This is a genomic window from Flavobacterium sp. N1736, from assembly GCF_025947065.1.
Taxonomy (GTDB): Bacteria; Bacteroidota; Bacteroidia; order Flavobacteriales; family Flavobacteriaceae; genus Flavobacterium.
In genome coordinates, this window is sequence record NZ_CP109994.1 from 937,162 (window position 1) to 950,120 (window position 12,959).

Here is a 12,959-nt window from a genome sequence, read left to right on the forward strand (position 1 = left end):
TAATTTACAGATTGTTATAAAAATAAAAGATATTTAGAATTGATAAGGGATAAAATTTAAAATCGGCTTTTGAGTTCGTCAAGCTGGCTTTTTAAGTTGATTCCTTTTACAGTAAATTTAGATTTACTGTCAATTGTTACTAGCGATGTTGGAATTTCGATATTAATCAAAGTTCCCGTTTTTAGTTTAGAATCAATAATTAACGAACCTCGCAATTTGTTAATTCGGGATTCCAGATTAAGCAGACTGATTCCCTGAATATAGTTTGCTGCATTAAAATTTAAACCATTATCCTTAAATAAAAACGTCAGGTCATTTTCGACAAGGTTAAGCTGAATTTCTATTTGAGAAGCTTTTGCGTGTTTGATCGTATTGTTTAAAAGATCATGAACTATTTTGAAAACTTCAACCTGAATCGATTCATCTATAGTATCAATTTCTTTTTTGGGATAAGCAAGAAACGAAATATTCAATTGACTGGCAGCGCTTAAATTAATAAGGTAAGAATCTAAAACTTCGGAAAACTTCGTTGGACTAAATTTCTTCGGAACCAAAGTATTGGATAAGTTTCGAACCTGTTTGTATGTTTCTTCTAATTGTTGGTTTATTTTGGTAATGTTTTTCAAATTGCTGTTGTTCAAATGATTAAGCTGTAATTTTATAGCAGCTAAATTTCGACCAATCGTATTGTATATTTCCTGCGAAATAAGTTCGCGTTCTTTTTCCTGACCATCAATCCAGGCTTTAATTAGATTTAATTCCTGCTCTTTTAAAATACTGTCTATTTTTTGCGAATTAACTTCTTCTTGTTTACTGTTCAATAAACGCTGCGCAGTTAAACTTTTATAGGTTTGAAATAAAAGTCCCGTAATCAAAAGTAAAAGTGATAAACATACGATCACAATATAAAATTGCATATCCTGTTTTTGATTAATAGCGATTATAGTGTTTTTTACAAAAGTGCTTACAACAGTATTAAATATTAATGAAGAATGTGAGTTGTAAACAGAAGCAGTAATTAAAGCTTTGTTATTTTCTGTTTGTGCCTGCAAACCAAATGACACTAATAAAAACAACAATAAATAAAACCTTTTAAGAAAAATTACCATAAGCGTAGTTTTTAGAATCAATAAATAAAATTATTAAAGTTAAAGTCTTGTAAATTTGGGATTTATAAGAATAATGCATTTTTTTTTGCGGCTTAAAAATAATACAAAACAATTAAAAAGAGCTTTTTAAAATTAATTTTTTGAATCGGGTTTGTGATTTTATTGCCATTAAAAATGCAGTATTTATTTCATTTTGAGTAAAGTAGAGATTCAAATCAATATTTTCGTAATGAAAAAGCTATTTTTTGCATTTTTAAGAATTTTTAAGGCATTTTTAAGTTTATGGTTATTTGGTTGAAAAACAATGAGTTTCATGAAATTGTGAGCATTTTATTATAAGATTGAAAAAATATAATTCTGCATAGCCAATATGTATTCGTAAATTAGTCGCCAAATAACATACCACATGACAGTACTTACATTTACCGTGATTATGCTTCTGGGGGCTTTTTTAGCCGGATTTATAGGTTCATTATCAGGATTAGGCGGCGGAATCATTATCATACCGCTTTTAACAGTCGTTCTTGGAGTCGATATTCATTATGCCATTGGAGCGGCTTTGGTTTCGGTAATTGCAACATCTTCAGGATCGGCGGCGGCTTATGTAAAAGAAGGAATTACGAATATGCGTTTGGGAATTTTTCTCGAAATTGCCACAACAATAGGAGCAGTAGGCGGCGCGTTACTTTCTGTCATTGCACCAACTTCTTTCATCGCTGTTTTATTTGGATTAACCTTAATTTTCTCGGCAATTAATTCCCTGCGAAAAAAAGAAGAACATATTGTTTTAGAATCAAGTCCTTTGGCAAAAAAACTGCATTTGCAGGGAACATATCCCACACACGACGGACAAATAGTACATTACGGAACCAAAAACGTAATTGGCGGTTTTAGTATGATGGGACTTGCCGGAATGATGTCTGGTTTATTAGGGATTGGTTCAGGAGCTTTTAAAGTAATCGCAATGGATAATATTATGCGAATTCCGTTTAAAGTTTCAACCACAACCAGTAATTTTATGATGGGCGTTACCGCAATGGCGAGTTCTGTTATTTACATTCAAAAAGGGTATATCGAACCCGGAATTTGTATGCCTGTTGTAATAGGTGTATTATTTGGGGCAATGGCGGGAGCCAAAATATTAGTAAAAACAAATCCTAAAAAACTTCGCGTCTTTTTTGCCTGCCTGATTTTTGTATTGGCATTAAACATGATTTATAACGGACTTAATGGAAAAATCTAAAAGTATGTCACAGGAAAAATTTGGAGAAAAAGATTTTCAAACCATTATAGGTAATTTATTGCGTTACGGAGTTTGGATTTCGTTATCAGTAGCGTTTATTGGTGGAATTGTTTATTTAATGCATCACGGTTACGACATCGAAGATTATTCGGTATTTAAAGAAAACGACAGAAATATTTTTGAAGTAATTGCGGCTGTATATAACGGCGTTATCAGCGGAAGCGGGGAGTCGATTATATTTTTTGGTGTAATACTTTTATTTCTTACGCCTGTATTTCGTGTTTTACTCTCGTTGTTTTCTTTCCTGCTGGAAAAAGATTATTTGTATGTTGCCATCACCGCGATTGTCATCGGAATAATAATCCTGAGTATTTCATTCGGATTTTCACATTAAGAGATTAATTTAAACACACAGAGATAAAAGGTTTTTTTTCACGCAGATTTTAAAAAGATTTCAGCCGATATACGCAGATGATTATTCAAATTTAAATCTGCTTAATCTGCGAGAAAAAAATTGACACAGATTAATCGATTTAAAAGGTTTATTTCACGCAGATTTTAAAAAGATTTTAGCAGATATACGCAGATGATTATTCAAATTTAAATCTGCTCAAATCTGCATTATCTGCGTGAAAAAAATGCCACAGATTAAATGATTAAAAAGATTTTTTGCGTTCCGGAGGAACAAACTATATTGTAGGGATGGATTTTAATCCATTCTACACAATCAATCTACACAATCAAAATTACCTGAAATAATTATTTCCCAATAATCTCTTTGCGATGTAATTCACCCCAGTCTTTCAATGCCATAATAACATCCGAAAGCGATTTACTATGTTCTGTTCGGGCATATTCAACCGTTGGCGGAAACGTGTCGTAAACCGTTCTTGTTACAAGTTTATTTACTTCCATATCTTTAAGTTCCTTAGAAAGCATTTTATCCGTAATTCCGTTAATATCTTTCGAAATCTCCTTAAATCGTTTTGGTCTGTTTGATAAAGCGATCAAAATAGGCAATTTCCATCTTCCGCTTAAAACTTCCAACGCATCTCTAACTGGTAATAATGCTGCCATGCACTCTTGTGGGCGATGCGCAAAATCTTTTGTTTCCTCGTTTTTTATCATATTTATGGTGTTACTATCCCCAAGGATAGCGCTATCCTTGGGGATAGTACTATAAAAGGGATAGTAAATGTATATAAGTTTGTATTGTAAAACAAATTAATATTTTAATCATGAGCAAAAAAGTTCTGAAGATAGTTGCCAGTATCAAAGGCGATACTTCATTTAGTAATAAATTATCAAATGCTGTTGTCGAAAAATTAGAGAAAGTATATGGTGCGGTTCAACTGCAGACACTTGATCTTTCAAAAGCACCATCACCATATTTAGATGAAGTAAATTTTGGTGCCTTTTATGCACCCGAAGATACCCATACAGCAGAGCAAAAAGAAGCTGTTAAATATTCTGATGATGCGATTAATGATTTATTAGCAGCAGAGATTATTGTAATTGGTGTTCCGGTTTACAATTTCGGAATCCCGGCAGTTTTAAAAGGCTGGATCGATCAGGTTGCCAGAGGAGGCAAAACGTTTAGTTATGCTGATGGTTCTCCAAAAGGATTACTAACCGATAAAAAAGTATATTTAGCGATCGCATCAGGCGCTATATTTTCTGATGGTCCGTACAAAGCTTATGATTTCTCAGAGCCTTATTTACGCGCTGTACTTGGTTTTTTAGGCATAACAGATATTACTGTTTTCCGTGTAGAAGGAACCGCAATTCCTGATTTTGCCGAAGCTGCTTTACCAAAAGCCTTAGCAAGCGTTGAAGAATATGCGTTTTAATTGTAAATTATAAATTGTTAATGGTTAATTATGAAAATCAATTTAATTAACCATTAACAATTACGCATTATCATGAAGCATTAAGCATTAAGTATTTACAATTTACTATTAACAAATAACAATTAACAATTACTTCTCAATAATCATTGTAATTCCCTGACCGCCTGCCGCGCAAATAGAGATAAAACCTTTTCCTGAACCTTTTTCGTTAAGCAGTTTTGCCATAACACCAATAATTCTTCCGCCTGTAGCCGCAAATGGATGCGCTGCCGCCAAACTGCTTCCTTTTACATTTAGCTTACTTCTGTCAATGGCGCCAAGATTTTTCTTTAAACCCAAACCCAAACTCAATTCCGGGCTTTCCCAAATTTTTAAAGTTGCCAAAACCTGAGCTGCAAAAGCCTCGTGAATTTCATAAAAATCAAAATCCTGCAAAGTCATGTTTGCTTTTTCCAACATTCTTGTAGCGGCAAATATCGGTGCAAGCAATAAATTCTGTTGATTTTTTACATATTCAATTGCTGCAACTTCCGCATGCGTGATATAAGCCAAAATTGGTAAGTTGTGTTCTTTTGCCCATTCTTCACTCGCTAAAAGTATACTCGAAGCGCCATCTGTAAGTGGAGTAGAGTTTCCTGCTGTAAGCGTTCCGTTTGTTTTATCAAAAGCCGGAGAAAGTTTTGCCAGTTTTTCTAACGTGCTGTCTTTTCTAAGATTATTATCTCTTTCAAGACCGTTAAAAGGCGTGATCATATCATCAAAAAAACCTTCGTCGTATGCTTTTGCCATATTCAAATGACTTTGAAGCGCAAGTTTATCCTGATCTTCTCTCGGAATCTGATAATATTTTGCCGTAATCTCAGTATGTCCGCCCATCGAAAGTCCGGTTTGTGCTTCTTCATTTCTGGGAACAAGCGGACTCAAATCTTTAGGTCTTAGTTTTAAAAACAGTTTTATTTTTTCGCCAAGCGATTTAGCTTTTCTCGCTCCAAGCAATATCTTTCTCAAATTTTCGCTCACTGCAATTGGCATATCACTAATAGAATCGACACCGCACGCAATTCCGGATTCAATTTGACCCAAAGCAATTTTATTCGCAATATAAATGGCACTTTCAATACCGGTATCGCACGCTTGTTGTAAATCGCAGGCAGGAGTAGCAGGATCAAGAGCTGTTTTCATCACAGATTCTCTAATCAAATTATTATCCATTGTATGTTTAATAACCGCGCCACCGGCAACTTCGCCAAGCAATTCGCCTTTCAGGTTGTATTTAGCCACAAGACCGTCGAGTGTTGCGGTCATCATTTGTAAATTACTAACGTCTGAATAAAAAGTATTTGCCCTTGCAAAAGGAATTCGGTTATAACCCACAATGGCTACTTTTCTAATTTTACCCTGATTTTCCATAATATTGATGTAGTTAAATTTATATTGGATCGTTAATTTGCTTTATTTCTTTTTAAAAACGCCGTCTTTTTCCTGAAATGCCCAAGTCGCCATGGCGTGAATAACGGGCAATAAACCGTTTCCGGCATTACTTAATCTATACGTTACAAATGGCGGAACAACCGGTTTTGCTTCTCTGATCACAAGACCATCAGCTTCTAATTGTTTTAAATGCTGAATCAGCATTTTTTCGGACACAGCCGGAATCGTTCTTTTTAATTCGCTGTAGCGCATAATACCAGTTGATAAATGATATAGAATAATAGGTTTCCAGTATCCGCCAATTTTTTCCATTACATAAGTAACAGGACAATTATCCAAGGCATATTGCTTGTTTTCCTGTATAGTCGATGATTCTTTAATTGCTGTCATGATACATACTTTAGGGTAAGTACTTGTGTAAAAGTAAGTACAAATATACCTTTGTTCTTGTAAATATAAAAACAATTAAGATGAAAATTATAATTTCAGGTTCTTTAGGAAACATAGGTAAACCATTGGCAAAAGAACTTATTGCCGCAGGACACGCCGTTACAATCATTAGCAGTAATGCCGACAGAAAAACAGCAATTGAGAATTTGGGTGCAAAAGCCGCAATTGGTTCTGTTAGTGATGCCGATTTTTTGGCAGAAACTTTCGCCGGCGCTGATTCCCTTTTTGCGATGACGCCACCAAATTTAGGAGGTTCGAATGTAATTTCGAATACTGTAAATGCAGGTAAAGCTTTTGCAGCAGCAATAAACAAAGCAGGAGTAAAGCGCGTTGTGATGTTAAGCAGTATTGGTGCCGATAAGCAAAATGGAACGGGACCAATCGCCGGACTTCACCAAATTGAAAAAATATACGATGGATTGGAAAATACAAATGTTACCTTTTTGCGTGCCGGTTTTTTCTTTACCAATTTGTATAATGATGTTGCAATGATAAAAGGGGCAGGTATTATGGGAGCCAATTATCCCGCAACTACAAAAATGCCTTTTGTACATCCGGAAGATATTGCAGCGGCAGCCGCGCAGGAATTACAAAAAGAAACAACAGGAAAAAACATTCGTTATATTGTTAGTGATGTTCGCACACCAAATGATGTAGCAAAAAATTTAGGAGCCGCAATCGCGAAAAAAGATTTACCGTGGATTGAATTTACAGACGAACAATCGCTGCAAGGAATGACGCAAGCAGGTTTACCCGAAGAAATTGCCGGTTTGTACACAGAAATGGGTTCTGGTTTAAGAAGTGGAAAAATTACAGAACATTTTTTAAGCAGTAATTTTGCGGTTGATGGGAAAATTAAATTGGAAGATTTTGCAAAAGAATTTGCTGAAAAATTTTAATGATAAAGGTGTAGTCCCTACGGGACAAATAATAATATGGGATAATTGTTTTTTACCAACATGTAATCTCTCCGAGATTTTTATTTATGATAATCATTGTGACATATTTTTAATTTACCAACTTATAATCTCCTAGATATTTTTATTACTCCGTTAGGAGTTACATGTTGGTAGAATCAATGAAAGACACAGTAAAAATATCCCGTAGGGATTACATCTAATTAAAGCTATTGTTTAACATGTGTTTGAAAACCAGTTTATTAATACGATATAAGCGATTTAACGCAACTATATTGCATATTATTTCTTATTGATTTTATCAAAAATAAAAAAGCCGTCAATAATTAATTTGACGGCTTTTTTGATAAAATGATAAATCGTTGTGTAAAAATTTTTCTCGCAGATTTGCTTCGCCTGTTCGCTATGGCTCGGGTTGCAGATTAAGCAGATTTTGTAAATCGGTTAGATCAGGCAGATTTTTTTAATCTTTTAATCTTTTAATCTTTTAATCTTTTAATCTTTTAATCTGTGGCATAAACTATTTTTAAGTTGAAAAAGTCAATCCTTTAGCTTTAAAATTGCTGTATAAAGTCTGACGCGCCCCACTCACTGTTTCTTCGGTTCGGTAAATACTGCACCAGAATTTGATCAGGATTTTATATTTTCCATCAGAAATCGAAGTATAATAAATTTGCGAAGGTTTTTCATTATTCACCAACGGAAGACTTTCCAGAGATTTGTTGATAATTTCATTGATCGCTTCTGGAGTAGTTTCTCCGGTAATCTCGATCGAAATATCTACCAATTTAAAATTATCGGTATAAGTCCAGTTGGTAATATTTTGAGATAATAAATTACCATTCGGAATAATAATTTCGGCACCATTTGGCGCATTTATTTTTGTAGTACGCAATCCCATCGATTTTACACGACCGGATTCAGAACTGATATCGATAACATCTCCAATTTGAATTGGTTTATCAAAAATCAAAATAATCCCCGAAACGAAGTTGTTTACTACATTTTGAAGTCCAAGTCCCACACCAACACCTAAAGCGCCTAAAAGAATGCTTAATTTATCCAGAGGCATTCCGGAAGCGGCAACAGCCAAAAGATATCCGATGATTAAAACAACAAGTCGCGTGATCAGTAATTTAGAATGTTGTCTTTTGTTGATGTTTTCTTCGTTTTCATCATCAATTTCACCAAAAAAGTAAGCCACGTATTTTTGCAGTAAATGCGCTACCCAGATAATTATAAAAAACAAAATAATATTTCCGAGGGTAAAAGTGATGCTTCCAATCGTGTTTGGATGGCTCAGTAAAGATCCCAAAGAAGTACGCAGCGACTCCCAAATATTTAAATTTGAAGCAATGACCACAAGCCACATGTAGCTAATTACAATGATAAACGGTTTTTTCAGTGTTTCAGATAAATGTTCGTGATCAAAAATCTTTTCGATTCCGCGTTTAATTCTTGTGGTGTAAATCTGCAAAATGATAATTTCCAGAATTATTTTCAAAAGAACGCTCAACGCTACAATCTGCGTAAGCGAAATAAAAGCAGTTAAGCTCAACATGTTTGAAATTGAAACCCTTCCAAAAATATTATGCAATATCGAAAGCACATTTAAGCCAATAAAAATAATTGTCGCCCATTTAAAAAATCCTTTGATGTATAATTGGTCTTTTAAGCTCTTAATTTGCACTAAACCATATCTGATAGCCAAAATATTAATTACGATAAAAGAACAGCGTTGAAATAAGCCTACGCTGATAAATAGATCTAAAAAGCAAAGAATAAAAAACAATCCTAAAAGTAAAAGCCAGTTTCGCATTGAAACTGCCGACCATTTATTTTTGAAAAGTATTGTGATTAATCCCAGTAAAATCAAGTGCAGAAATTCTATAAACAGCGCCGGAGCGTATAAATTGCCTACAACGGCAATGTTTAAACCAATTACGGCAACCGGAATAATAACGCCGCGGTTTAAATATTTAAAATTAAAAAGCGATAAACTTTCAGCATGACCGTTTTCTTTCAGGTATTTCAAATTACGCGAAATGTACCAGCCCAGGATTCCCATAAAAAAAGCAAGAGCAATCAATCCGCCGGCGCGATAGCTTAAATAATAAGCCGCAACACTTTCTTCAATAATTACTTTTGCGCCGATATTTTGCGCAACTTTTTCTTTTGGCACAGAATCATTTACGCTCCACAAAAAAGGATATTCTTTTTTACGCATGCTAATTCCGGACTGTTCAAGTTTATTGTCGACCATGATTAAAGCATTCGATACGGCAATTTTTCTTTCAACAGTCAATCGTTTATTGTTGTTTAAAATGCCCTGATTTTTAGTCATCAGGCTGTCCGTAGCTTTATATCTTTTTCTAAGATTTGCAAATTCCTGTTTAAACTGTTTACGACGAACGGTATCTTTTACAAGCGCCATCAGGGTTTTGTCCTTGCGCAATTCGATAAAGCGGTTCTTGATTTTTTCAAGATTCTGATTTCTTAAATTGATCGCCGTGTTTTGTTCTTCAAGTTCCTGTTGAATCTCTTTTAGAACGATGCGATACATTTGCTGATTACGCGCATTTGGGTTTGCACCTTTCAGACTGTTTAAAATTAAATCGAGTTTGCTTTGCGTTCTTTTAATTTCGCCAAACAAGTGATGACTTGCGCCGTCAAAATCAGCATCGTTAAAAGCAGTTTCCATAACGGCACTTGCTTTTTCAATTGCCATTAAATAATCGCTGTCTGTTGCACTTTCCTCAAATAATTTTGAACGTGTTTCTTTTTTCGGATTTTCCTTTTTTAGTGTGTCCGTTTGCGAATACGAAAGCGGTGCAAAAAATAATCCGACAAACAACGTCAGTAAACCAATAAAACTTCTTTTTAAAATCATAATGTTTTGTATGAATTAGGGGTGCCCAAATTTAGATTTTTTTACCAAACATTCGGTACAAAACACAAAGATTTAAAGTGAAGTTTATTTTAAGATTCTGATCTGTTTTTAAGTAAAAAAATCAGACTCAAAATGTAGCGGAATTTACAGGTATTTAGTCAAAACAATTAATGTAACTTTTGTGTAACTTTTTTATAAATATATTGTAAACCAGTTTTTTACTGTTTGTTATCTCAATAAATAATATAGTATTAAATAAAAAAAATCCAATTGTCTAAAATTGGATTTTTTTATCATTTTTAAAGGAAAAATTTTGGAGAGAATCTATGTTTTTGTTTTAATTTTTATTCTCCAAAAGTAATAAACCGTCACCAAATTTATACTTATTAAAATACAGAGAACAGGATTGCAGAAAAAGCTGGAATACGTTCTTCCATTCGGAATTTCGATAAAAGGAACCGTTATTAAAGCATCTAAAATCAATGCTGTCATTGACATTATGATTCCAAGCAGCAAACCGTGAATTTTAATTCCGTTTTTATAATAAACTAATGCCATTTCATTTGCATATAAAACCATCATAATCATTACTATTACAGCTTCTGATTTAAATGAATTGTTTATTAATGGAACAAAGCTTAAAATATAGAAAGAAAGACTCACACAAACCCATATAAAAACGCCCGGCAATAGTATTTGAAGATATTTCATGGCGATAATTTCAGGCGTTAACCCCATTCCAAATTCCGGTTTTTGCGGCTTCTTTTGCGTAAGTAGAAAAGTCAGTTGGTTTTCTTCCCAAAACCTTTTCAATGTCGTTTGTAACCGAAGAATTTCTTCCGTCTAAAACCTGCTCAAACAAATACTTTATAAGCCAGATATGATCGTCAGGAACCTGATATTCCTGTAGCATTTGCGTATATTCTTCTACAGATAATGCCTGAAATTGAATTTCTTTATTGCTGTTTTTTGCAATTATGGCGACCGCTTCGGGAAAAGTTAGTAATTCCGGACCCGTAAGTTCATACGTCTGACCGTTGTGAATAGCATTCAAAAGACATGCTGTAACAACATCAGCAATATCATTAGCATCTGTAAAAGGTTCCAGTGCTTCTGCTCTTGGCAAGGCAACAAAACCGGCTAAAATTGGTTCTAAAAAGAAGCTTTCGCTAAAATTCTGATTGAACCAGCTTGCTCTAACAATCGTCCAGTTTTTGGCTGTAGCTTTCACTATTTCTTCGCAAACCTGCGCTTCTTTTTCGCCTCGTCCGGATAATAAAACCATCTTTTCCACGCCAAGTTTTGTCGCTAAAAAGGTAAATTTCTGAATGATTTCTGGTGCCGAAGGAACTGCTAAATCGGGTTGAAAAGTAATGTAAACAGTATTTATTCCATCTAAAACAGCGTTCCATGTTTCGGAATTTTCCCAGTCAAAAGGTATTTCTGCAGTGCGGGAACCCGTTCTAATTTCGACTTTGTTATTGTTTTGCAAACGTTCAACAACACGTTTTCCGGTTTTTCCGTTAGCTCCAAGAACTAAAATTTTAGTTGTTTTCATATCAATATTTTTTAAAGTTTATATTGATACAAAGGTGTTTACTAACAGATCAAATCATTTGTTGCAAAAGAATTATGATTTGTTTGAAAAGCATTTTTGTCTGACGTCATTTGGGCGTGTTCCAAACTTTTTAAAGAACGCATTCGAAAAAGAACTCAGACTTTCATAACCCACATCCCAAGCTGTTTCCTGCACGGTTTTATCGCTATTTTGCAGCAATTCATAAGCCTTGTTTAGCCGTTCTTCCTGAATATATTTAAAAACCGGAATACCAAATAATTCCTTAAAGTTCTTTTTCAGCTTGTTACTGTTAAGCCCAACCATTTTAGAGAGTTGCGTTATAGACGGCGGTTGCGAATAGTTGTGCGTTACGATTTCTTTTGCCTGATAAAGTTTGTCTTTCTCTTTCGCCGAAAAATCACTTTTTTGATCACTTGAAAGCAGTCCGTAAAAATGAGAAAGAAGCTCGTTTATCTGGCTTTTTAAAAACAATAATCTCGTGTTTCCGGTATACGTTGTATTGAATATTTTTTGAACGGCTAACTGCATATCGAGCGTCATATAAAAAGACGGACCTTTTACAAAATGCTCTTTTGGATGTAATAAATCAGGGAGATGTTTCTCGAAAATCTCCTTTTCTGCGTGAGATAATAAGTGCATATTTTTTAGTTTAGAAAATATACTAATCGATTGCAAAGGTTTGTCAGGTTCTATTTTATGAGCGAATTCTACCTTCTGATTTCCGAAAAAACAAATCGCCAAACCGGTTGTATTGGTTAAATATTTGGTTTGGTGGTTGTGTTTTATTTCCAATTCGACATTTCCCGAACCATAAAAAGCAAATCCCACGGCATCGCCATCAATCTCGCATTTTTGAACAAAGGTTTTCGATGCGTTTGATTGTTCAATTAAAACAATAAAATCATTCAATTCGATAATATCTGTTATCATTGTACGGCTATTTGGGTTTTTTATGTCTTTTGGAACTGCTAATATAAATATATTTTAATGACACTGTGGTCTTTAAAAAGGCCTTTTCACCTTTTTTGATGTTTCAAAATAGCATAGTTGATGTTTCATTTTATAGAATGAAACCTCTTTGTAGGATTTTGTGTAAGAGTTATTGATAATTTAGTGGTTATCAAAATAATAGCGTTTTTGATAGACTGATTTAAACTCTGTTTGTATTTGTTTTGAGGATTAAACTTTAACCTAAATTATTTAATACACAATTATATATGTCACTTCCCAACGAATTGTACAATGCAAAATTTGCCGAATATATAGAATCTGTTAAGATTTTATATCTGGTAGATGATAAATTCAAAACGATGTGTGATGATTACTGCAATAGTAAAATGAATACTGAAAAATACAGGAAAAAATTCGAAAAAGATTTTCGGCATAAGTTAGAGTATGAGAATTTATCTAAAGAATTAGAAGAAGAAATACTGATTTATCTAATCAGGAAAGAATAATAATGCACCCATACATTCGATTAAAAACAACGT

General features: G+C 34.0%; 13 protein-coding genes. 5 read left to right on the plus strand and 8 right to left on the minus strand.

The window, feature by feature from the left end; genetic code table 11:
- Positions 1–56: 56 nt before the first annotated feature.
- Positions 57–1,109 carry a sensor histidine kinase gene (locus OLM54_RS04030; RefSeq protein WP_264537318.1) on the minus strand — a complete coding sequence of 351 codons (1,053 nt, stop codon included), beginning with the start codon at positions 1,107–1,109 and terminating at the stop codon, positions 57–59.
- A gap of 406 nt (positions 1,110–1,515) precedes the next feature.
- Between OLM54_RS04030 and OLM54_RS04035 the strand changes: the two genes are divergently transcribed.
- Both OLM54_RS04035 and OLM54_RS04040 read left to right on the plus strand, forming a co-directional pair.
- Positions 1,516–2,352, plus strand: a complete 837-nt coding sequence (locus tag OLM54_RS04035) for a sulfite exporter TauE/SafE family protein (RefSeq protein WP_264537319.1) — start codon at positions 1,516–1,518, stop codon at positions 2,350–2,352.
- The gene (locus OLM54_RS04040; RefSeq protein ID WP_264537320.1) at positions 2,339–2,746 is read left to right on the plus strand and encodes a DUF1634 domain-containing protein; all 408 of its coding nucleotides are present in this window, start codon (positions 2,339–2,341) and stop codon (positions 2,744–2,746) included. The genes OLM54_RS04035 and OLM54_RS04040 overlap by 14 nt, the downstream gene beginning before the upstream one ends.
- A 365-nt stretch (positions 2,747–3,111) precedes the next feature.
- On the opposite strand, the gene OLM54_RS04045 is transcribed toward OLM54_RS04040, so the two are convergent.
- On the minus strand, positions 3,112–3,480 hold the full coding sequence (locus OLM54_RS04045) for a winged helix-turn-helix transcriptional regulator (RefSeq protein ID WP_264537321.1): 369 nt from the start codon (positions 3,478–3,480) through the stop codon (positions 3,112–3,114).
- 110 nt (positions 3,481–3,590) lie between these two features.
- Between OLM54_RS04045 and OLM54_RS04050 the strand changes: the two genes are divergently transcribed.
- Entirely contained in the window at positions 3,591–4,202 is a 612-nt protein-coding gene (locus tag OLM54_RS04050; RefSeq protein WP_264537322.1) for an FMN-dependent NADH-azoreductase, read from the plus strand.
- Between the two features lie 129 nt (positions 4,203–4,331).
- Here the strand turns inward: OLM54_RS04050 and OLM54_RS04055 are convergent, their stop codons facing one another.
- Positions 4,332–5,612, minus strand: coding sequence for an acetyl-CoA C-acetyltransferase (locus tag OLM54_RS04055; RefSeq protein ID WP_264537323.1), 1,281 nt, complete (start codon positions 5,610–5,612; stop codon positions 4,332–4,334).
- A 42-nt stretch (positions 5,613–5,654) separates the two neighbouring features.
- On the minus strand, positions 5,655–6,023 hold the full coding sequence (locus OLM54_RS04060; protein ID WP_264537324.1) for a winged helix-turn-helix transcriptional regulator: 369 nt from the start codon (positions 6,021–6,023) through the stop codon (positions 5,655–5,657).
- An 80-nt stretch (positions 6,024–6,103) separates the two neighbouring features.
- Here OLM54_RS04060 and OLM54_RS04065 point away from each other — a divergent pair, with 80 nt between their 5' ends.
- A complete protein-coding gene (locus tag OLM54_RS04065; protein WP_264537325.1) occupies positions 6,104–6,982 on the plus strand; it encodes an NAD(P)H-binding protein in 879 nt (292 codons plus the stop codon).
- A gap of 544 nt (positions 6,983–7,526) precedes the next feature.
- On the opposite strand, the gene OLM54_RS04070 is transcribed toward OLM54_RS04065, so the two are convergent.
- From OLM54_RS04070 to OLM54_RS04085, 4 genes are all read right to left on the minus strand, one after another.
- Positions 7,527–9,890 (minus strand): mechanosensitive ion channel family protein, encoded by a 2,364-nt coding sequence (locus OLM54_RS04070; RefSeq protein WP_264537326.1) that lies wholly within the window; start codon positions 9,888–9,890, stop codon positions 7,527–7,529.
- Between the two features lie 324 nt (positions 9,891–10,214).
- Positions 10,215–10,628 carry a DUF5367 domain-containing protein gene (locus OLM54_RS04075; RefSeq protein WP_264537327.1) on the minus strand — a complete coding sequence of 138 codons (414 nt, stop codon included), beginning with the start codon at positions 10,626–10,628 and terminating at the stop codon, positions 10,215–10,217.
- A complete protein-coding gene (locus tag OLM54_RS04080) occupies positions 10,612–11,448 on the minus strand; it encodes an NmrA family transcriptional regulator (protein WP_264537328.1) in 837 nt (278 codons plus the stop codon). The genes OLM54_RS04075 and OLM54_RS04080 overlap by 17 nt, the downstream gene beginning before the upstream one ends.
- Positions 11,449–11,520: 72 nt before the next feature.
- Complete coding sequence (locus OLM54_RS04085; protein WP_264537329.1) at positions 11,521–12,399, minus strand: helix-turn-helix domain-containing protein; 879 nt, start codon at positions 12,397–12,399, stop codon at positions 11,521–11,523.
- 287 nt (positions 12,400–12,686) lie between these two features.
- Here OLM54_RS04085 and OLM54_RS04090 point away from each other — a divergent pair, with 287 nt between their 5' ends.
- Complete coding sequence (locus tag OLM54_RS04090) at positions 12,687–12,926, plus strand: hypothetical protein (protein WP_264537330.1); 240 nt, start codon at positions 12,687–12,689, stop codon at positions 12,924–12,926.
- Positions 12,927–12,959: the final 33 nt, after the last annotated feature.